Here is an 18,246-nt window from a genome sequence, read left to right on the forward strand (position 1 = left end):
CTGCGCCACCGGCTTTTCGTGCTGCCGACCCAATATGGGGCGACCATAGTCGAGATTCGAGGGGCAAGCCCCTAAATCCCAACACTTTTTCGTGTGTTACGCGCATCGGGCGATCCCTTTGCACGCCTCTTGCAACGAAACCGACCCCAGCGCCGGATACCGCTACCGTCTCTTGGACGCGATGGCCGGGGGACTTCCGTCACCCGACCACCGAAACCTTAGGTGATAGATCCCGGGTCTCGCTGTCGCTCGCCCGGGATCTTCGCTCACGTAACCTGCGGTTACTTGAGCTCGACCTTGGCGCCAGCCTTCTCGAGCTGGGCCTTGATCTTCTCGGCCTCGTCCTTGTTGACGCCTTCCTTGACCGGCTTCGGCGCACCCTCGACCAGGTCCTTGGCTTCCTTCAGGCCCAGGCCGGTGATGGCGCGAACTTCCTTGATGACCTCGATCTTCTTGTCGCCGGCCGAAGCCAGGACAACGGTGAACTCGGTCTTCTCTTCCACCGGAGCGGCAGCGCCGCCACCAGCACCCGGAGCGGCCACGGCCACTGCGGCTGCAGCGGAGACGCCCCACTTTTCTTCCAGCAGCTTGGCGAGCTCGGCAGCCTCGAGAACGGTGAGGCTGGAGAGGTCGTCGACGATTTTCTGCAGGTCAGCCATTGATCTATTTCCTTAAGATGGTTGGTTCGAAACCAGATTGTCGAGGAATTGCGAAGGGCGTCAGGCCGCTTCGCCCTTTGAGGCATAAGCCTGAATGACCCGCGCGAGCTTGCTCGCGGGCGCAGTGGAGAGCTGAGCGAGCTTGGTCGCCGGAGCCTGGATCAGGCCGACGAGCTTGCCGCGCAGTTCGTCCAGCGACGGCAGCGAGGCGAGCGCCTTGACGCTGTCGACATTCAGGACGGTTTTACCCATCGAACCGCCAAGGATGACGAACTTTTCGTTCGCCTTGGCAAATTCGACGGCAACCTTGGGCGCCGCGACAGGATCGCTCGAAGTTGCGATCACGGTCGGCCCCTTCAACAGGGGGCCGATGCCGACGACGTCCGTGCCTTCAAGAGCAATTTTGGCGAGACGGTTCTTCGAGACCTTCACCGACGCACCCGCGTGCCTCATCTGCTTGCGCAGAGTCTGCATCTGGGCGACCGTGAGGCCGGAATAGTGAGCGACGACCGCAACGCCCGTGGCCTTGAAGACCTCGTGCAGCTGGTCGACCGCCTCTTTCTTTGCCGCTCGTTCCACAGCAAGCTCTCTCCGGTTGGCGGCCTTCGCCTCTGAAGCGGGACCGCCGGGTTGCACCCATCGTCCCGCCAAACCTGACCTCGGTTGAGAACCTCAGAGGACACGCAGGGCGGCACGACGACTTCAATAGCCTGCCCTTCCGCCCCGGTTGGGAGACGGAGTGTCGAGGTTCGAACCAAACCTGCATCCCACCACCTAAAGGGCAGCGTGATGCGAGAAATCCGGTCTTCACCCGTCTATGCAGGCCATGTGATTAAGCCGTGGAGGACATTTGCATATCCTCGCGGGCGCCTGCAGTCTCGGACAGGATCGGGGCCACTCGGCAAGCCGAAGGACCCCTCACCCGCACGCCAAAAACAAAGAATGGCCATCCGTCCTTTCGGGGATCCGCAAGGGACGTCCTGAAAGGAATGATCTCCTATTCGTCTCTATTCGGAATGCGAGCGCGCACGTGCCAGCCAAGCCAGCACGTCCAGGGGGCGGTTCTTAGCCGGTCTGCGCCGGCTTGCCAAGAGCAAATTTCGCACCAGTTTGGGGGCAGCCACCCGTCCCGGAAGAAATTTGAGGCGCCCGCGTCACACCCGGCCGTCCCCGCTCGTCTAGAGCCGAACGGGCCGCTTCCCGCGGCCTTTTACCCCGGAACCGAGGAGCAAACCATGCGGACTTTTATTGCGCGGCGGATGCTGCGCTCTTTTGGCAGACGCTACGGCTATGACACCAGTTATGCGGAGATGATCCTGCAGGAGGCACCCGCGGCATTCTTCAAGTTCGCACCTCTCATCAAGGCGGCCGAGCATCGCGAGGTGGTGCCGGTGGACGCGGCTTTCGCCGCCAAGATCACCGGCGCACTCGCGGAAGATTGCGGTCCCTGCACCCAATTGACGGTCGATATGGCGCTGGAGGCCGGCATGTCCAAGGGCCAGATCGAGGCCGTGCTGCGCCGCGACCTCGGCGCGATGAGCCCGGAGACCGCGCTTGGCTTCCATTTCGCGGACGCGGTCATCCGCCGATCGATCGAGGACGAAACGTACCGCGATGCAGTCCGCGCACGCTGGGGCGAGAAAGGCGTGATCGAGCTTTCGATGGGACTGCAACTGGGCCGAATGTTCCCGATGCTCAAGCTGGCGCTCGGCTTCGCCAAGGAATGCCGCCGCGTCACGGTGGCGGGTGATCAGGTCGATGTCATCAAGCAAGCCGCATAATTGCGATCCCATCGCGCCCTACCGCGGGCGGCTGCTCGGGCTTGCCTATCGCATGCTCGGCAGCCGCAGCGATGCGGAAGACGTGGTGCAGGACGCCTATCTCCGCTTTGCGTCCGTCCAGGATGCGCGCAACCCGGAAGCGCTGCTCGTCACCATCGTCACGCGACTGTGCCTGGATCGATTGAAGAGCGCGCAAGCACAGCGGGAAATCTATGTCGGCCAGTGGCTGCCCGAGCCTGTGTTCGACGCCGACGGCCTCTCCGCCGACACCGCGACCGAGCTCGCCGATGATCTGTCGTTTGCGCTACTGCTGACGCTCGATCGGCTGTCGCCGCTCGAGCGCGCCGCCTTCCTGCTTCACGATGTATTCGACCGGCCATTTGGTGAAATCGCCGGGATGCTGGAGCGGAGCGAGGCGGCTTGCCGGCAGCTGGCGACGCGCGCCCGGCGCGCGGTGCGCGACAACCACCCTCCTCTCGCAACCGCGCCGGAAAGGCATGCCATCCTGTTGCAGGCTTTCTGTGAAGCGGCAGCCAGCGGCGATGTCTCCCGTCTGGCAGGACTGCTGCGCGATGACGCGATCGCCATCACCGATGGCGGCGGCCGCAAGACCGCGGCGCTCAACCCGATCCGCGGGGCGCAGAAGATCATCCGCTTCCTGATCGGGATAGCCGGCAAGAACGCCGGTCGCGACATCCGGATGGAGCCGAAGACGATCAACGGAAGCGCGGGCGCCGTCGTCTTCATCGACGATGAGATCGACCATACGCTGAGCATGGCGATCGACGGCGAACAGGGCAAGATCGCCGCGATCTATGTCGTGCGCAATCCCGACAAGCTGCGACACGCGCCGCTGCCGAGCTGACGCCCAGCGTGGTTATCCTTTCGGACAGGCCGCGCCGGCATCGACCCAGGCTTTGATCAGCTCGCCGAACTGCTGCTGCGTGCCCGGCGCAGGCGTCCGCCCGGCGCCCGGATGCCAGCCCCAGCCGACCAGCTCATCGTCAGCCATATGATGAACCAGCTGAGCCAAGTTCTTGCCGCCGTTGCGGTTCGGATCCTTGATTTGGGTACAGATCTGACCCAGCGTCTTGTCCTGCCAGGCCATCTCGATCGGCGCGAGCTGCCATTTCGGATTGCCGGGCACGCCGGCGGCATCGAAATTGGCCTCGTGGTGGCAGGTGGTGCAGGCAAGGCCACCGGATGCGCCCATGCCAGCCTCGCCACGAACCACCAGCGGCTGATGCGGAATCATCCGGTCGGTCTGGGTGGGACGGTCCCCGGCCGGGTGGCAGTTCATGCAGCGCGGCGACTGCAGCACCTTGCCGGCTTCCTCGAACAGCGCGGCCGCGCGCTCCTCCTTATTCTTGATCTGGGCGAAGTCGGACACCGGCCTCAACCCGCCGGCGACGCGAGCGGCTTCGGGGGCCGCGTCGGCGCGCTGCAAGCCCGACAATGACGCCAGCGCCGCAGCCGCGAGGCTGCCGACGAGCAGCGCCGCGGCTCCAGTCCTGAGCAGGCTCATGCCGTGTCTCCCGGCCGGATCGGCAGCTGGGTTGGCCGCGGCAGACCGAGCTTGGCCATCGCATTGGCAACCGCTGGTCCAAGCGGCGGCACGCCGGGCTCGCCGACCCCACTGGGCTTCTCGGTCGACGGCACGACTACGACTTCGACCTCCGGCATCTCATTGATCCGCAGCGAGCGATAGGTGTTGAAATTGCCGGACACCGGCACGCCGCCGTCGAGCGTCTGCTGCGCATAAAGAATGTGGCCGAGCGCAAAGCCGATGCCGCCCTCCATCTGGGCGCGGATGATGTCCGGATTGACCGCGACGCCGCAATCGACCGCGCACCACACCTTGTGCACCACCGGTCCATCGGCGCCCATCGACAGCTCGACGACCTGGGCCACGAAGGTGTTGAAGCTCTCGACCACGGCGACACCGCGGGCGCGGCCGGCTTCGACCTTGGCGCCCTTCCAGTTCGCGAGCTCAGCAACCGCCTTCAGCACGCCGGCATGGCGGGGCTTGTCCGCCATCATCGCGAGCCGCCCCTCGACCGGGTCCTGCCCGGCCGCTTCCAGGAGCTGATCGACAAAGGCCTCGACGGCATAGCCGGTATGGGTGTGGCCGACAGAACGCCACCACAACACGGGCACACCGACATCGACCTGATGCAGGTCGCAACGGAAATTGGGCACCGCGTAGGGAATGTCGTTGGAGCCTTCATAAGCCGTCGAGTCGAGACCGTCCTTGAAGGTCATCGCCTCGAACGGCGATCCCTTCATGATGGACTGGCCGACGATGGTGTCCGCCCATGCGACGATTTTGCCGTCACGCACGACGCCGCGCATGCGGTGAACACCGAACGGCCGGTAATAGCCGGCGCGCATGTCGTCCTCGCGGGTCCACACCAGCTTGATCGGCCGGCCCGGTCCGATCGCCTTGGCCGCCTGGGCCAATTCCATCGCAACATGAGTCGATTGCTGCGCGCGCCGGCCGAAGCTGCCGCCGGCGAGGATCGTCTTCAACTCGACCTTGCTGATGTCCAGGCCGAGGACCTGGGCAATGACCGCGTGGTCGGGCGTCGGAAACTGGCTGCCATAGCGGGCCGAAGCCGTATCACCCTTCCAATGGATAAAGGCGTTGATCGGCTCCATCGGCGCATGAGCGAGATATGGAAAGACAAACTCGGTCTCGATCAACCGGCCGCCTTTGGCGATCTCGGCCTCGACGTCGCCCTCCTGCTTCACCAGCGCGCCAGACGTCTTCGAGAGCGCCCGGAACTCGTTGAGCAGCTGGTCCGTGCCGCGCTTCTCGGCCTTGCTGTCGTCCCAGCTGATCTTGAGCAGATCGCGCGCCGTCTTGGCCGGCCAGAAGCCTTCGGCATAGACCGCAACACCGTTCGGCACTTCCTTGATGTCGAAGACGCCCGGCACTGCCTTGGCGGCGGAAGCATCAAACGAAGCGACCTTGCCGCCGAATCTCGGCGACCGCGCCACCAGCACCGTCAGCGTGCCGGGATCATGGATGTCGAGCGTGTACTCCGCCGTGCCGTTCGACTTCGCGATGGTGTCGAGTCGCTTGACCGCCCCTTCTTTGCCGATCAGCTTGAATTCGGACGGGTCTTTCAGCTTCGGATTGGCCGGCACTGGCAGTTGCATGGCCTTTTCGGCAAATGCGCCGAAGCCGCTCTGCTTGCCGGAAGCATGCTTGATCACGCCCTTCTCGACCGTGATCTCGCCGGCCGGCACCTTCCACTCGTCGGCCGCCACCGCAACCAGCATCTCGCGCGCGGCTGCGCCCACCTTGCGCATCTGTTCATAGGAATTCGAGATCGCGCTCGAACCGCCGGTGCCCTGCACCCCGAACAGCAGGTTCTTGTACAGGACGGGGTTCGAAGGCGCGTGGTCGGCGCGCATCTGCGCCCAGTCGGCATCGAGCTCCTCGGCAACCAAGGTCGCCATGCCGGTGAACGGTCCCTGCCCGAACTCGATATGCTTGCAGAGCACCGTGACCGTGTCGTCCTTTCCGATCACGAGGAAGGTGTTCGGCACGATATTGACCGACTTCGCCGCCGGCGCGTCCTCGGCAAAGGCGATCCCGGACCGCGCGACATAGACCCCGAGCACCAGGCCAGCACCGGCCTTCAGCAGCGAACGACGCGACAGCTCGGTCGCGGGCTTCACATGCGCATTCATGACTTAGCCCTCCAGCGATTTCGCGGCCGCATGAATCGCGGCACGGATGCGCACATAGGTGGCGCACCGGCAAAGATTGCCGTTCATGGCGAGATCGATGTCCTGATCGGATGGCTTCGGATTGAGTTCCAGCAGCGCAGTGGCGCTCATGATCTGGCCGGACTGGCAGTAGCCGCATTGCGGAACGTCGAGCGCAGCCCAGGCTTTCTGAACCGCGCCGCCCTCCTTGCTGTTCAGGCCTTCGATCGTCGTCACCTCGCTCTTACCGACCGCGGAGACCGGCAGCGAGCAGGACCGCAGGGTTTGCCCATCGAGATGAACGGTGCAGGCACCGCATTGGGCGACACCGCAACCATATTTCGTGCCGGTCAGGCCGACATTGTCCCGGATGGCCCATAACAAGGGCGTGTTGGGGTCGACATCGATCTGATGCTCGCGCCCGTTGATCTTGAGGGTGAACGCTGCCATTTGCCGCTCTTTCGTGAAACCCGGCGACTGCTCTCCAGCAGTCACTTTGGAGCGGGAACTTAGAGGCAGCTTAGAATGACTCGCAACTCACAGAGCCGTGGGACGTAACGGAATATTTCTGAGCTGCAGCTGGAACTAAATCGAGCGAATTGCGTTTGATTGGGTTGGCATCCGCGAATAGTCGCAATGCGACGACTATGACGTGCATCTCACCTCGTAAGGCAGTTTCTCCCCAGCAAAGAACGCCGTTAGATTGGCCAGCACGCAAGCCTGCATGGCGACGTGAGACTCCTGCGTATTGCCGCCGATATGCGGGGTCAGCACCACGTTCGGCAGCTTCGTCAGTTCGCTGGGGGCATGCGGTTCGGTCTCGTACACATCGAGGCCGGCACCTGCGATCGTATTGCTTTTCAAGGCCGCAACCAGCGCCGGCTCGTCGATCACCGAGCCCCGGGAGATGTTGATCACGTAGCCGTCGGCGCCGAGCTTGGCGAGGAGATCGGCATTGACGACATGGTTCGTATCCGCGCCGGCACGGACGGCGATCACGAACACACTGCACCATTCGGCGAGCGCGTCGAGGCTCGGCAAATATCGATACGGCAGGTCGTCGTAGCGCGTGCGGCTGAAATAGCCGACCTCGGTCTCGAAGGCTGCGACGCGCGCGGCGATCTTGCGGCCGATCTCGCCCATGCCGTAGATGCCGACCTTGCGGCCGGCAAGGCCCACCGGCGGCTTCATCAGGGGGGAAGGCTTGGCGGCGGCCCAGTCGCCGCTGCGCACATAGGGATCGACGACCGGGAGCCGCCGCATCGTCGCCAACAACAGCATCATCGCGACGTCGGCCACCGACGACGCGTTCGCGCCCGGGCTGTTGCCGACCACGATGTTGCGCGCGGCTGCAGCCTTGAGGTCGACCCCATCATAGCCGGTGCCATAGCAGATGATGGCCTTAAGCGCCGGCAGCTTGTCCATGTCGGCCGCGCGCAGCGGCGTGCCGCCGGCTGTGATCAGCGCCCGAACCTGCGCCAACTCGTCCGCGGCGAACATCTCCTCCACCGGCTTGCCAACGGCATCGAGCAGGTCGAAATGCGCCGCGAAGCGCTGGGTCATGGATCGCGGAAGACGGGAATAGATCAGGACTTTGTCAGGCATGGCGCTCTCAGTCTGGCGCAGTTCACACGGCGCCCACTCATGGCGCCCCACTAAAGCAAGAGCGGGACCAGTTGCCTGGCCCCGCTCGCAATCTCTTGACAATGTCGCGCCCGTATCAGGCGAGCACGGTGCCCGGCTCGACCTTGACACCCGGGCCCATGGTCGAGGACACCGCGACGCGCTGGACATAGGTGCCCTTGGCACCAGCCGGCTTGGCCTTGACGACCGCGTCCGCCAGCGCCTTGATGTTCTCGACCAGCTTGTCCTCGGCGAACGAGGCCTTGCCGACGCCGGCCTGGATGATGCCGGCCTTCTCGACCCGGAACTCGACCGAGCCACCCTTGGCACCCTTCACAGCGCCGGTGACGTCCATGGTCACGGTGCCGATCTTCGGGTTCGGCATCATGCCGCGCGGGCCGAGCACCTTACCGAGACGGCCGACCAGCGGCATCATGTCGGGAGTGGCGATGCAGCGGTCGAAATCGATATTGCCCGCCTGCACCTTCTCGACCAGGTCCTCCGCACCGACCACGTCGGCACCGGCAGCCCTCGCCTCGTCGGCCTTGGCGCCGCGCGCGAATACGCCGACACGCAAAGTGCGGCCGGTGCCGTTCGGCAGCATCACCACGCCGCGGACCATCTGGTCGGCGTGACGCGGATCGACGCCGAGATTGATCGCGACCTCGATGGTCTCGTCGAACTTGGAGCTGGCGCGCTCCTTGATCATCTTGACCGCCTCGGGAAGCGCGTAGAGCTTCGTGCGGTCAATCCCCTCGCGGGCCTTCTTCAAGCGTTTTCCGATCGCCATGGCGCCTTACCCCGCAACTTCCAGACCCATCGAGCGGGCCGAGCCCTCGACCATCTTCATGGCCGCTTCGACGGTGTCGCAATTCAAGTCCTTCATCTTCTTCTCGGCGATCTCGCGCACCTGCGCTTTGGTCACCTTGCCGGCCTTGTCGCGGCCCGGAGCTTTGGAGCCGGACTGGATCTTGGCGGCCTGCTTCAAGAAGTAGGACATCGGCGGGGTCTTCATCTCGAAGGTGAAGGACCGGTCCGCATAGATCGTGATGACCACCGGGATCGGGGTGTTCTTCTCTTCCTTCTGGGTCTGGGCGTTGAACGCCTTGCAGAACTCCATGATGTTGAGACCGCGCTGACCGAGCGCGGGGCCGATCGGGGGCGACGGGTTCGCCGCCCCGGCCGGGACCTGCAATTTCAGGTATCCCGTTACTTTCTTTGCCATTGTTCAATCTCCAATGCGTCCGCGATTTTGCCTGTTGCGGACGCCCGCCGAGGGCTCAACAGGCCCTCAAGCGATGGTTTGGGACCGTGGTGCGGCACGCTTGGTCCGGCTGGCAATGCCGGCCGTGCCTCCCACGAGCGAAATGCCCCCGACGCTGGGCCGGGAGCGAAGCGCGCCCGATACACGAGATCGGGCGAAAAGGAAAGCCTCAAGCAGGGCGCGCGCCCTGCCCCAGCTCAACCGGCGATCTTCTCGACCTGGTTGAACTCGAGCTCGACCGGGGTCGCGCGGCCGAAGATCGAGACCGCGACCTTGAGCCGCGAACGGGCCTCGTCGATCTCCTCGACCACGCCCGAAAACGAAGCGAACGGACCGTCGGCGACGCGGACGTTCTCGCCGATCTCGAACGAGACCGTCGATTTCGGCCGCTCCACGCCCTCCTGCATCTGGTTCAGGATGCGCATGGCCTCGCCTTCGGAGATCGGCATCGGCTTGTTCTCGGCACCGAGGAAGCCGGTCACCTTGGGCGTGTTCTTGATCAGGTGAAACGCCTCGTCGGTCAGCTTCATCTTCACCAGCACGTAACCGGGGAAGAACTTGCGCTCGGCGTCGATCTTGCGGCCGCGCCGCACCTCGGTGACCTTCTCGATCGGGACCAGCACCTGCTCGAACAGCTCCTCGAGCCCACGCTGCTTGGCCTGCTCGCGGATCGATTCCGCGACCTTCTTCTCGAAGTTCGAATAGGCGTGAACGATGTACCAGCGCTTGTCAGCGGTCTGCGTTGCGGTCGCCATCAGTGAATGCCCAATACCAAAGTGACGAGATAGCGAATGATCTGATCGGCGGCGAAGAAGAAGATCGAGGCCAGCGCCACCATCACGAACACCATGATCGTGGTGATCATCGTCTCGCGACGGCTTGGCCAGGTGACCTTGGCGGTCTCCGAGCGCACTTCCTGCAGGAATTTAAACGGGCTGGTGGCCATCGTCGTGGGGTCCACATGGTCTTCAGACGATCAGGTCTTCGGACGATTAAAGAGTTTGCAAGGAATCCGAACAGTCTTCTTGAACAGCCGTCTTCAGCCCACCCTCGTGTCGAGAGATGAGCCGGAGTGCGGGCTCGATTGTTCGGGGAGTGAAAAGCCGCGCCGGAAATCCGCTTTTGTGACGGGCCGGCAGCAGGTTGCGCGATATCTACTGTCAGACCGCGCAAAGGTCAAGATATGGGCAGATCACGCGCACCGCGCACTGTCCTTCATGCCGTTCTTGGATTTGCGGCTTAAGTGCTTGATCTCGCTGGCAGGAGTGGAGAGGCTCGAACTCCCAACCCCCGGTTTTGGAGACCGGTGCTCTACCAATTGAGCTACACTCCTAGCGAACCGCGACCGCGTCGGCGGTTCGCGCCGGTTGAAGCATAGTCGCAGCCCCCAATGCAAGGGCGCAGTGGGGCAAATCCGCTGTTCAAACCACGGCATCTCGGCCAGACTTGATGCAATCCGACAACAAGCCTTCCGGGAGAGCCCATGACCGCGCCAGCCGCCCGCCCCTCATCTACCCTCCACACGTCGCCTTTGCCGCATGCAAGGCCTGAGCAGCTCGGGCTGTCGCCCGCCCGCCTGCAGCGGGCCTCCGACGCGTTCAAGCGGGAGGTGGACAAGGGAACCGTGCCCGGCGTCACCCTGCTGGTCGCCCGCAAAGGCCAGGTCGGCTGGTTCGATGCGATCGGCCGGCAAAGCCCGGCGTCCGGCGCGCCGATGGCCAAGGATTCGATCTTCCGCATCTTCTCGATGACCAAGCCGATCGTCTCGGTTGGCATCATGATGCTGGTCGAGGACGGCGAACTCCTGCTCAGCGATCCCCTGGCCAAATTCATCCCGGCGTTTTCGAACCCGAAGGTCGGGGTCGAGATTGGCGGCCGCGAGCTGGAGCTGATCCCGGTCGAACGGCCGGTGACGATTCAGGACCTGCTCCGCCATACCTCGGGGCTCGCCTATGAGCACACCGGCACCGGCCTTGTGCACCAGCGCTACCAGCAATCGCGGGTGCGCAGCCGCAAGCTCAGCAATGAGGAGCACGCCACGATCGTCGCCGGCCTGCCGCTGATCTGCCAGCCGGGCGCCGAGTTCAATTACAGCCGCTCCACCGACATCCTGGGCCGCGTCATCGAGGTCGTCTCCGGCAAGACGCTGGGCAGCTTCCTCACCGAGCGCATCCTGGCGCCGCTCGGCATGGCCGAGACCGGGTTCTTCACCGCGCCTCAGAATGCCGGCCGCCTCGCCGAGCCGTTCGAGACTGATCCATGGACCGGCGAGTCGACGCAGCTCTTCAACATGCTCGAGCGCCCGACCATGGAATCCGGCGGCGGCGGACTGGTCTCGACCACGATGGATTATGCCCGCTTCTGCCAGATGCTGCTCAACGGCGGCACCCTGGACGGCGTCAGGCTGGTCGGCCGCAAGACGGTCGAGCTGATGGCCTCCGACCATCTGCCACCCGGCTGCCGGATCCAGGGGAGCATTCTGTCACCCGGTCACGGCTTCGGCCTCGGCTTCGCCGTGCGGACCCAAACGGGGCTGGCGCCCTTCCCCGGCTCGGAAGGCACCTTCTTCTGGAGCGGCATCGCCGGAACGTTCTTCTGGATCGACCCGAAGGAGGACTTGTTCTGCGTGTTCATGGCCCAAGGCCCCGGTCAGCGCGATTACCTGCGCACGCTGGTGCGCGATGTGGTGTATGCGGCGGTGGAGTGACAATCACCATTGTCGTCCCGGCTGCTGCCAGACCGACCACCGTCATGCTCCGCGCAGGCGGAGCATCGAGTACGCCGAGGCGGTCGTGAGACCCGAGAGGCCGGTGGCTACTGGATCGTCCGCCTTCGCGGACGAGACAGTGGTGAAGGACGCGCCTCCTCCAGTCACGTCGCAGACTGCCCTCAACTGATCGTCGCGCCGCCGTCGATCACCATGGTCTGGCCGGTCATGAAGTTGCCGGCGGCCGAGCCCAGGAACACCGCGGCGCCCGCGATCTCGTCGGGGATGCCGATGCGGAGCATCGGTGTGCGAGAGGTCGAGGCTTTCAGGTTGTCCGGATTGTCCCACAGCGCCTTGGCGAAATCGGTCTTGATGAGGCCCGGCGCGATGCAATTCACCCGCACATTGTGCGGCCCGTATTCGCAGGCGAGATTGCGCGCGAGCTGCATGTCGGCGGCTTTGGAGATCGCGTAGGCGCCGAGGATGGTCGAGCCCTTGAGGCCGCCGATCGAGGACACGATGACGACAGAGCCGTCCTTGCGGGCGATCATCTGCGGCACCACCATGCTGATCAGCCAGTTGTTGGCGACGATGTTGTTGTCGAGGATCTTCCGGAACTGGTCGTCGGAGATGCCGGCCAGCGGCCCGTAATAAGGATTCGACGCCGCGTTGCAGACCAGCACGTCGATCTTGCCGAAGATGCGGTTGGACTCCTCGACCAGGTGCTGCAGGTTCTCCTTGCTGGAGATATTGGTTGCGACCGAGGCCGCTTTCCCCGCGCCATATTTCGCGTTGATCTCTTTCGCCACCTGATCGCAGACATCAGCCTTGCGCGATGAGATCACCACCTTGGCGCCGTGCTCGGCCATACGCTCGGCGATGGCAAGGCCAATGCCGCGGGTCGAGCCGGTGATGACGGCGACTTTGCCGGTCATGTCGAATAGGGTCATTGTCGTTTCCTCCTTGGCCTATTTGAATGAGACTAGTTGTGTACCCTCAGCGCCGTCATGCTCCGCGAAAGCGGAGCATCCAGTACGCCGCGGCAATCATGAGACTCGAGAAGCCGGTGATTACTGGATCGTCCGCCTTCGCGGACGATGACAGCTGTGATCAGGGCTGCGCCGGCAATCCGCCCCATCCTTCACTCCTTCAGCATCGCGTCACGCGCGCTTCAGGCCAACTTGCTGGTCGTCACCTCCGGTCCGGCCGGCTGATGCATCGCGGCGTGCGCAACGTCGGCCATCCAGGGCTGCTGATTGACCATTGGCAAGCGCCAGGTGCTGTTGTCACCGGCGGCGATATGATCGAGCCGCGTCACCGAGCAATTGTCGATGTCGAAGGCCAGCGCCTTTTCGACCAGGCCGCCGAGCGCCAGGGCGACCGCGGCCTTGATGGTGCCGCCATGACCGACGGCAATCACATCCCTGCCCGCCTGTTCAACGCTGATCCGCGCGATCGCGGCCACGACGCGATTGTAGAGATCCAAAAAGCTCTCGCCGCCGGGCGCGGGCTGATCGATCGCGGCAAACCAGTTGCTGCCGACCGGTTGGCTGGCCAGGAAGGCCTTGCGGTTCATGCCTTGCCACTGGCCGAGATTCTGCTCGGCAAAGGCGGCCTCCTTGGCCATCACAGCCGGCTGCGGAAAGCCGGTGGCCCAGATCGCCTCCGCGGTCTGATGCGTGCGCCTCAGATTGCTCGCATACCAGACCGCACTGCGCGGCAGGATCTTCGCCACCGCCTCGAATACGATGCGGTCGCTGGTGTCGCAGGCGATGTCGGTCTGGCCATAGATGTTGCCGCCGTCGTCGCGGACCGGCGCATGGCGCACCCACCACCAGCGCGTGGTGACGACGCCAGGTCTGTCCTGATTGTCCGACATGAGGATCACCCTTCCCTCTCCAGCCTTGTGGCTGTACGTGAGTGACAAAGCCGTCTCAAGCAGCTTCGCATATTGAAGCATGTTTGAAACGGCGTTTGAATTCCATCGCGCGGACTGCGCCTGGATAGAACGAAGCAGGAGGAAACCATGGGCCGCCTCGAAGGCAAATCCGTCATCATCACCGGCGCGGGCAGCGGCATCGGCCGCGCCGCCTCGCTCATGTTCACGAAGGAAGGCGCCAGGCTGATCGCGGTTGATCGAACGGATGGCGTCAAGGAGACGGTCGAGCTCGTCAAGCAGCAGGGCGGCGTCGCCGAGGCTGTGCTCGCGGATGCCGGCTCGGAGGCGGACGTGATCGGCTTCATCGACCGCGCGGTCGCAACTTATGGCCGGCTCGACGTGATCTGGGCCAATGCCGGCGTCTCCGGCGGGCTGAAGCCGATCGCCGAGCAGACGGTCGAGCATTGGCAGGAGGTCCTGCGCGTCAATCTGATCGGCCCGTTCCTCGCGATCAAACATGCGATGCCGCACATGGTGCGGCAGCAGCGCGGCGCGATCGTCTGCACGGCCTCGGTCGCGGGCTTGAAGGCGGGCGCCTCGGGCCACCCTTACGCAGCGAGCAAGGCCGGCGTGATCAGCCTGGTGCAGACCACGGCCTATTCGCTGTCCGGCACCGGCGTGCGCATCAACGCGGTCTGTCCGGGGCTGATCGAGACCGGCATGACCAAGCCGATCTTCGACGGCGCCAAGGAGCGCGGCACCGAGGGCAAGATCGGCCAGCTCAATCCCTTGAAGCGCGCCGGCCAGCCGCATGAGATCGCCGCGATGGCCCTATTCCTTGCCAGCGATGAGGCGTCCTATGTCAACGGCCAGGCGTTTCCAGTCGACGGCGGCCTGACCGCCTCGATGCCGTACACGGGCAAGCCGGTGTAAATAGGATCGCACCAAGTTCTCTGCTGTCGTCGCCCGCCTGCGCGGGCGATGACGACTGAGGTCAAACCGACTGCACCAACATCACGGATATATTTCACTTCCCCGCGGCGCGCTCCTGCGCCCGGCGCTAGTCGTTCATGCCTAAGGCGATTTGCCCGACAAGCCGAGGTCCGGCCCCTCTCGAACGTCAGCCGCCCGGCACCAGGCTTCGTCCTTGCACGGGAGAATAGTCGACCGGCATCAGCAGGCGGTCCTCGATCGTCCCGACCATCAGCCCATGCTCGGCATGCGTGACCCGCTTGATCTCCGTCCATTCGGCATCGGCCATCAACGCCGACCAGGCTGCAATCTTCGTCGCCTCGTCGGGCCACTCCAGCACATAGACGAACTCGGTGCGACCGCCGAACGTGGTCTCCCACATCGCGACGAACTTGAAGTCGTATTTCGTGCGCATGATGCGGGCGGCGTGATCGCGAAAGCGCGCATGAAACGCCGCCTTGTTGTGCTCATAGATCTCGTAGATGCGAAGCTGCTGGATCATGGTCATTCTCCTGGCGTGAGATATGGTGGCAGACGGAAGGCTTGCCAGAGCATCGCGGGGATCAGTGGTGCTGCAGTATCAAAAACGCTCGATGTCATCGACGAGAGGTACCAACGCGATACAATTTGTTACGCTTATGTCCGCGCACGCGACGTGCTCCCCAGGGTAGGTTCGCAATCATCTTGGAGACCTCGCCATGGCCTTCCGCCTGCTGTCGGATCCAACCGCTCGCGCGACGCAATCGCTGTCGAAGCGTCTCGTCACGATCGGGCTTGCGATCGGCCTCTCGGCGGGCGCGGTGGTCGTCAGTGCCGCAGGCAGTACCGATATTGTCATTCCGAGCCGCGATGGACCGCGCGGGGCTATCGTCCAGGCCTCGCGCCGCGGACCGCAGCCGACAGTCATCGTGTTGCACGGCGCCACCATGACGGCCGAAAGCACCATCCGCGTCTCCGGCTTTGCCGAGGCTGCGGTGCGCAACGACTTCACGGCCGTCTTTCCCCAGGGACTCGACCGCCAATGGAATGACCAACGTGCCGGAGGTCCCGGCGGCGCCGACGACGTCGCGTTCCTGCGCGCGCTGGTCGAACGCCTGGTTGCGGATGGCATTGCCCTGCCCGGCCATATTTATCTGGCGGGCATTTCCAACGGCGGCATGATGAGCTTCACCATGGCCTGCAAGGCAGGCGATCTGTTTCATGGCATCGGCACCGTGATCGCCAACATGCCCGCCGGCATCGCGCCCTGTGATGGGCCGCCACTGCCGCTCGTCATGATCAATGGGACGGATGACCCGATGGTGCCCTATCAGGGCGGCGGCGTCGGCTTCTCGGGAGGTCGCGGCGAGGTCTGGAGCGTGAAACGCACCGCAGAGCTCTTCATCCGCCGCAACGGCTGCAAGGCGCATGAGGAGCAGGTCGTGCCGGGTCGCGGCTGGTCGGACGCAACGACAACGACCAAGGTGACTTGGACGTCCTGCCAATCCGGCAAGCCCGTCACGCTTTACCGGATCGATGGCGGTGGTCATCAGATCGCAGGCCGACGCGCCTTCCTGCCGCGCCTGCTCGGCCAGAGCACGCCTGATTTTTCGGCGGCGGATGAAATCCTCAAGATCTTCGCCAACGAGGAGCGGGCCACGGCGCAATTGTGAGCAGCGGCTTGGCCGCTTCGCCCGCACGTGCCAGAAGGTCACGAGACGGCAGTCCTCGGTCCCATATTCCGGCACAACCGCGTGTTACCATCGGGCGCGGTGACCGTCAGCTTCCCTTCACACCTCCGATCGGTGATAATCGACGGCAGGCTGGCCTCGGCGCGGTGATATCGCTGCCCTCGGCCTGACGGGCCGCGACCATCACAATTCCAGACTGCCATGCCAAGTGAACGTACCGATCGGATTCGCAAGCTTTTGGCCGACCTCGTCGGCTTCGACACCGTCAGCGACAAATCGAATCTCGCGCTGGTCGGCTATGTCGAAGATTATCTCGCCGGCTTCGGCATCACCGCACGGCGAATCACCGATGACACCGGTCAGAAGGCCGCGTTGTGGGTGACGATCGGCCCGGCCGATACACCAGGCATCGTGCTCTCCGCCCACACCGACGTGGTGCCGGTGACGGGTCAGGACTGGAGCGCCGATCCGTTCACGCTGGTGGAGCGCGACGGCCGGCTCTACGGCCGCGGCGCCGCCGATATGAAGGGCTTTGTCGCGGTGTGCCTCGCCATGGTGCCGGAGGTGGCGCGCGCCAAGCTAGCTACGCCGATTCACTTGGCGCTGTCCTATGACGAGGAGGTCGGCTGTGTCGGCGTGCGCCCGTTGCTGGACGAGATCAACAAGCTCTCCGTCAAGCCGCTCGCCTGTCTGGTCGGCGAGCCCACGCTGATGCAGGTCGCGATCGGGCATAAGGGCAAGCATGCGCTGCGCGCGATCTTCCGGGGCCTTGCCTCTCACTCGGCGCTGGCGCCCCAGGGCGTCAATGCTGTCGAACATGCCGCCGACCTGATCACCGAAGTACGCCGCCGCGCGCGAGAGATCGCCGCCCACGGCACGCGCGACGAGCTCTATGAGGTCGCCCACACCACTATGCTGAGCAGCGTAATCCACGGCGGCACCGCGCTGAACATCGTGCCCGACAGCTGCGAGCTGCAGTTCGAGGTGCGCGGGCTCGGCGTGCACGAGGCCAAACAGCTGACCAGTGAAATTGTTGCCTGGGCCAAAAGCGAGATAGAGCCGGCGATGCGGCGCGGCCATCCCGACAGCGGCATCGAGTTCGAGGACATTCTCGACTATCCCGCGCTCGACATGGCGGCCGATCATCCGCTGGTGACCTTTGCCAAGACGCTCGCAGGCCGCAACGACAACATCAAGGTCTCGTTCGGCACCGAGGCCGGGCTGTATGTGGCGATGGCCGACATCCCGACGGTGGTGATCGGCCCCGGCTCGATCACCCAGGCGCACAAGCCTGACGAGTTCATCGCGATCGCCGAGCTCGAACGCTGCGCCGAGATGATCGAGAGACTGATCGCGCAATGCGAGAAGGCGGACGGGCTGGAGGCGTTGCGGCGCGCTTGAGCTAACTGCGATGCGCCCAACTAAGAGAAGGCGCGCAAATCCATCCTCGCGTCATTCCCCGACACAGCATGCGGACGGATGGATTCCGGTCGCCGGTATCGTGTCCCGGACGCGGTGCGGCACAAAGTGACGCACTGCAGAGCCGGGACCCAGAAGACCTTGGCAGCGCTGTTCAGACATGCAATCTTAGATAGCATCCTCTCCGCCGAACGGCCGTCCCGACATGCCCTTCTTCGTGTACATCCTCGCGAGCAAGCGAAACGGTACTCTTTATGTCGGATTGACCAACGACCTAGTCCGCCGCATGACGGAGCACAAAACCAAACTCGTACCCGGCTTCACGCGACAGTACGACGTGACCTTGCTCGTCTATTTCGAAGCTTTCGATTCGATCCTCGAAGCGCGAGCGCGTGAACATTCGCTGAAGCGCTGGCGACGTGCGTTGAAGCTCAAGCTGATTGAGCAAGACAATCCCAATTGGCGTGATCTAACCGACGAGCTGAACACTCTGGCGACGTGACTGGGTCCCGGCTCTGCGGCGCAGCACTTCGTGCCGCACCGCGTCCGGGACAC

Annotated in this window: 20 protein-coding genes and 1 tRNA gene; 7 read left to right on the top strand and 14 right to left on the bottom strand. The window is 64.1% G+C overall.

The features are described from left to right. Positions 1-281 precede the first annotated feature (281 nt). Together rplL and rplJ are read right to left on the bottom strand one after the other, a co-directional pair. On the bottom strand, positions 282-659 hold the full coding sequence (gene rplL, locus BRAS3843_RS24255; RefSeq protein ID WP_008971722.1) for a 50S ribosomal protein L7/L12: 378 nt from the start codon (positions 657-659) through the stop codon (positions 282-284). Between the two features lie 60 nt (positions 660-719). After that, positions 720-1,238 carry a 50S ribosomal protein L10 gene (rplJ, locus tag BRAS3843_RS24260; protein WP_008971723.1) on the bottom strand — a complete coding sequence of 173 codons (519 nt, stop codon included), beginning with the start codon at positions 1,236-1,238 and terminating at the stop codon, positions 720-722. Positions 1,239-1,894: 656 nt separating this feature from the next. Here rplJ and BRAS3843_RS24265 point away from each other — a divergent pair. Both BRAS3843_RS24265 and sigJ read left to right on the top strand, forming a co-directional pair. Continuing rightward, a complete protein-coding gene (locus tag BRAS3843_RS24265; RefSeq protein WP_008971724.1) occupies positions 1,895-2,440 on the top strand; it encodes a hypothetical protein in 546 nt (181 codons plus the stop codon). After that, on the top strand, positions 2,418-3,305 hold the full coding sequence (gene sigJ, locus BRAS3843_RS24270) for an RNA polymerase sigma factor SigJ (protein WP_035982611.1): 888 nt from the start codon (positions 2,418-2,420) through the stop codon (positions 3,303-3,305). The genes BRAS3843_RS24265 and sigJ overlap by 23 nt, the downstream gene beginning before the upstream one ends. A gap of 12 nt (positions 3,306-3,317) precedes the next feature. Here sigJ and BRAS3843_RS24275 read toward each other — a convergent pair whose 3' ends face one another. The 9 genes from BRAS3843_RS24275 to BRAS3843_RS24315 form a co-directional block, all read right to left on the bottom strand. Further along, entirely contained in the window at positions 3,318-3,965 is a 648-nt protein-coding gene (locus tag BRAS3843_RS24275) for a hypothetical protein (RefSeq protein WP_008971726.1), read from the bottom strand. Further along, on the bottom strand, positions 3,962-6,139 hold the full coding sequence (locus BRAS3843_RS24280) for a xanthine dehydrogenase family protein molybdopterin-binding subunit (RefSeq protein WP_008971727.1): 2,178 nt from the start codon (positions 6,137-6,139) through the stop codon (positions 3,962-3,964). The genes BRAS3843_RS24275 and BRAS3843_RS24280 overlap by 4 nt, the downstream gene beginning before the upstream one ends. Before the next feature lie 3 nt (positions 6,140-6,142). Continuing rightward, positions 6,143-6,607 carry a (2Fe-2S)-binding protein gene (locus tag BRAS3843_RS24285; protein WP_008971728.1) on the bottom strand — a complete coding sequence of 155 codons (465 nt, stop codon included), beginning with the start codon at positions 6,605-6,607 and terminating at the stop codon, positions 6,143-6,145. 195 nt (positions 6,608-6,802) lie between these two features. Then, positions 6,803-7,762: a 2-hydroxyacid dehydrogenase gene (locus BRAS3843_RS24290; RefSeq protein ID WP_008971729.1), complete on the bottom strand. Its 960-nt coding sequence runs from the start codon at positions 7,760-7,762 to the stop codon at positions 6,803-6,805. A gap of 115 nt (positions 7,763-7,877) precedes the next feature. Beyond that, complete coding sequence (gene rplA / locus BRAS3843_RS24295; RefSeq protein ID WP_008971730.1) at positions 7,878-8,570, bottom strand: 50S ribosomal protein L1; 693 nt, start codon at positions 8,568-8,570, stop codon at positions 7,878-7,880. A gap of 6 nt (positions 8,571-8,576) precedes the next feature. Continuing rightward, positions 8,577-9,005: a 50S ribosomal protein L11 gene (rplK, locus tag BRAS3843_RS24300; RefSeq protein ID WP_035982612.1), complete on the bottom strand. Its 429-nt coding sequence runs from the start codon at positions 9,003-9,005 to the stop codon at positions 8,577-8,579. Between the two features lie 236 nt (positions 9,006-9,241). Continuing rightward, entirely contained in the window at positions 9,242-9,799 is a 558-nt protein-coding gene (nusG, locus tag BRAS3843_RS24305) for a transcription termination/antitermination protein NusG (RefSeq protein WP_008971732.1), read from the bottom strand. After that, the gene (gene secE, locus BRAS3843_RS24310; RefSeq protein ID WP_035982613.1) at positions 9,799-9,990 is read right to left on the bottom strand and encodes a preprotein translocase subunit SecE; all 192 of its coding nucleotides are present in this window, start codon (positions 9,988-9,990) and stop codon (positions 9,799-9,801) included. Before secE ends, nusG begins: the two co-directional genes overlap by 1 nt. 311 nt (positions 9,991-10,301) lie before the next feature. Next, positions 10,302-10,377 (bottom strand) — tRNA-Trp (locus BRAS3843_RS24315). Positions 10,378-10,527: 150 nt separating this feature from the next. On the opposite strand from BRAS3843_RS24315, the gene BRAS3843_RS24320 reads away from it, so the two are divergent. Next, complete coding sequence (locus BRAS3843_RS24320; RefSeq protein ID WP_008971734.1) at positions 10,528-11,751, top strand: serine hydrolase domain-containing protein; 1,224 nt, start codon at positions 10,528-10,530, stop codon at positions 11,749-11,751. A 182-nt stretch (positions 11,752-11,933) separates the two neighbouring features. Here BRAS3843_RS24320 and BRAS3843_RS24325 read toward each other — a convergent pair whose 3' ends face one another. Both BRAS3843_RS24325 and BRAS3843_RS24330 read right to left on the bottom strand, forming a co-directional pair. Further along, entirely contained in the window at positions 11,934-12,701 is a 768-nt protein-coding gene (locus BRAS3843_RS24325; RefSeq protein ID WP_008971735.1) for an SDR family oxidoreductase, read from the bottom strand. Between the two features lie 221 nt (positions 12,702-12,922). After that, entirely contained in the window at positions 12,923-13,630 is a 708-nt protein-coding gene (locus BRAS3843_RS24330) for a histidine phosphatase family protein (protein WP_008971736.1), read from the bottom strand. A 147-nt stretch (positions 13,631-13,777) separates the two neighbouring features. On the opposite strand from BRAS3843_RS24330, the gene BRAS3843_RS24335 reads away from it, so the two are divergent. Continuing rightward, a complete protein-coding gene (locus tag BRAS3843_RS24335) occupies positions 13,778-14,563 on the top strand; it encodes an SDR family oxidoreductase (protein WP_008971737.1) in 786 nt (261 codons plus the stop codon). Positions 14,564-14,750: 187 nt separating this feature from the next. Here BRAS3843_RS24335 and BRAS3843_RS24340 read toward each other — a convergent pair whose 3' ends face one another. After that, the gene (locus BRAS3843_RS24340) at positions 14,751-15,104 is read right to left on the bottom strand and encodes an NIPSNAP family protein (protein WP_008971738.1); all 354 of its coding nucleotides are present in this window, start codon (positions 15,102-15,104) and stop codon (positions 14,751-14,753) included. 196 nt (positions 15,105-15,300) lie between these two features. Between BRAS3843_RS24340 and BRAS3843_RS24345 the strand changes: the two genes are divergently transcribed. The 3 genes from BRAS3843_RS24345 to BRAS3843_RS24355 all read left to right on the top strand — a co-directional run bounded on the left by BRAS3843_RS24345 (position 15,301) and on the right by BRAS3843_RS24355 (position 18,193). After that, entirely contained in the window at positions 15,301-16,254 is a 954-nt protein-coding gene (locus BRAS3843_RS24345) for a PHB depolymerase family esterase (RefSeq protein ID WP_008971739.1), read from the top strand. Between the two features lie 219 nt (positions 16,255-16,473). Then, positions 16,474-17,673 carry an acetylornithine deacetylase gene (argE, locus tag BRAS3843_RS24350; protein WP_008971740.1) on the top strand — a complete coding sequence of 400 codons (1,200 nt, stop codon included), beginning with the start codon at positions 16,474-16,476 and terminating at the stop codon, positions 17,671-17,673. A gap of 223 nt (positions 17,674-17,896) precedes the next feature. Continuing rightward, the gene (locus BRAS3843_RS24355) at positions 17,897-18,193 is read left to right on the top strand and encodes a GIY-YIG nuclease family protein (RefSeq protein ID WP_008971741.1); all 297 of its coding nucleotides are present in this window, start codon (positions 17,897-17,899) and stop codon (positions 18,191-18,193) included. Positions 18,194-18,246: the final 53 nt, after the last annotated feature.

Source organism: Bradyrhizobium sp. STM 3843, from assembly GCF_000239815.1.
Taxonomy (GTDB): domain Bacteria; phylum Pseudomonadota; class Alphaproteobacteria; order Rhizobiales; family Xanthobacteraceae; genus Bradyrhizobium.

Coding starts and splice junctions, on each gene's coding strand:
- rplL (WP_008971722.1), bottom strand. CDS start 659: ATGGCTGACCTGCAGAAAATCGTCGACGACCTCTCCAGCCTCACCGTT.
- BRAS3843_RS24265 (WP_008971724.1), top strand. CDS start 1,895: ATGCGGACTTTTATTGCGCGGCGGATGCTGCGCTCTTTTGGCAGACGC.
- sigJ (WP_035982611.1), top strand. CDS start 2,418: ATGTCATCAAGCAAGCCGCATAATTGCGATCCCATCGCGCCCTACCGC.
- BRAS3843_RS24275 (WP_008971726.1), bottom strand. CDS start 3,965: ATGAGCCTGCTCAGGACTGGAGCCGCGGCGCTGCTCGTCGGCAGCCTC.
- BRAS3843_RS24280 (WP_008971727.1), bottom strand. CDS start 6,139: ATGAATGCGCATGTGAAGCCCGCGACCGAGCTGTCGCGTCGTTCGCTG.
- BRAS3843_RS24285 (WP_008971728.1), bottom strand. CDS start 6,607: ATGGCAGCGTTCACCCTCAAGATCAACGGGCGCGAGCATCAGATCGAT.
- BRAS3843_RS24290 (WP_008971729.1), bottom strand. CDS start 7,762: ATGCCTGACAAAGTCCTGATCTATTCCCGTCTTCCGCGATCCATGACC.
- rplA (WP_008971730.1), bottom strand. CDS start 8,570: ATGGCGATCGGAAAACGCTTGAAGAAGGCCCGCGAGGGGATTGACCGC.
- rplK (WP_035982612.1), bottom strand. CDS start 9,005: ATGGCAAAGAAAGTAACGGGATACCTGAAATTGCAGGTCCCGGCCGGG.
- nusG (WP_008971732.1), bottom strand. CDS start 9,799: ATGGCGACCGCAACGCAGACCGCTGACAAGCGCTGGTACATCGTTCAC.
- secE (WP_035982613.1), bottom strand. CDS start 9,990: ATGGCCACCAGCCCGTTTAAATTCCTGCAGGAAGTGCGCTCGGAGACC.
- BRAS3843_RS24320 (WP_008971734.1), top strand. CDS start 10,528: ATGACCGCGCCAGCCGCCCGCCCCTCATCTACCCTCCACACGTCGCCT.
- BRAS3843_RS24325 (WP_008971735.1), bottom strand. CDS start 12,701: ATGACCCTATTCGACATGACCGGCAAAGTCGCCGTCATCACCGGCTCG.
- BRAS3843_RS24330 (WP_008971736.1), bottom strand. CDS start 13,630: ATGTCGGACAATCAGGACAGACCTGGCGTCGTCACCACGCGCTGGTGG.
- BRAS3843_RS24335 (WP_008971737.1), top strand. CDS start 13,778: ATGGGCCGCCTCGAAGGCAAATCCGTCATCATCACCGGCGCGGGCAGC.
- BRAS3843_RS24340 (WP_008971738.1), bottom strand. CDS start 15,104: ATGATCCAGCAGCTTCGCATCTACGAGATCTATGAGCACAACAAGGCG.
- BRAS3843_RS24345 (WP_008971739.1), top strand. CDS start 15,301: ATGGCCTTCCGCCTGCTGTCGGATCCAACCGCTCGCGCGACGCAATCG.
- argE (WP_008971740.1), top strand. CDS start 16,474: ATGCCAAGTGAACGTACCGATCGGATTCGCAAGCTTTTGGCCGACCTC.
- BRAS3843_RS24355 (WP_008971741.1), top strand. CDS start 17,897: ATGCCCTTCTTCGTGTACATCCTCGCGAGCAAGCGAAACGGTACTCTT.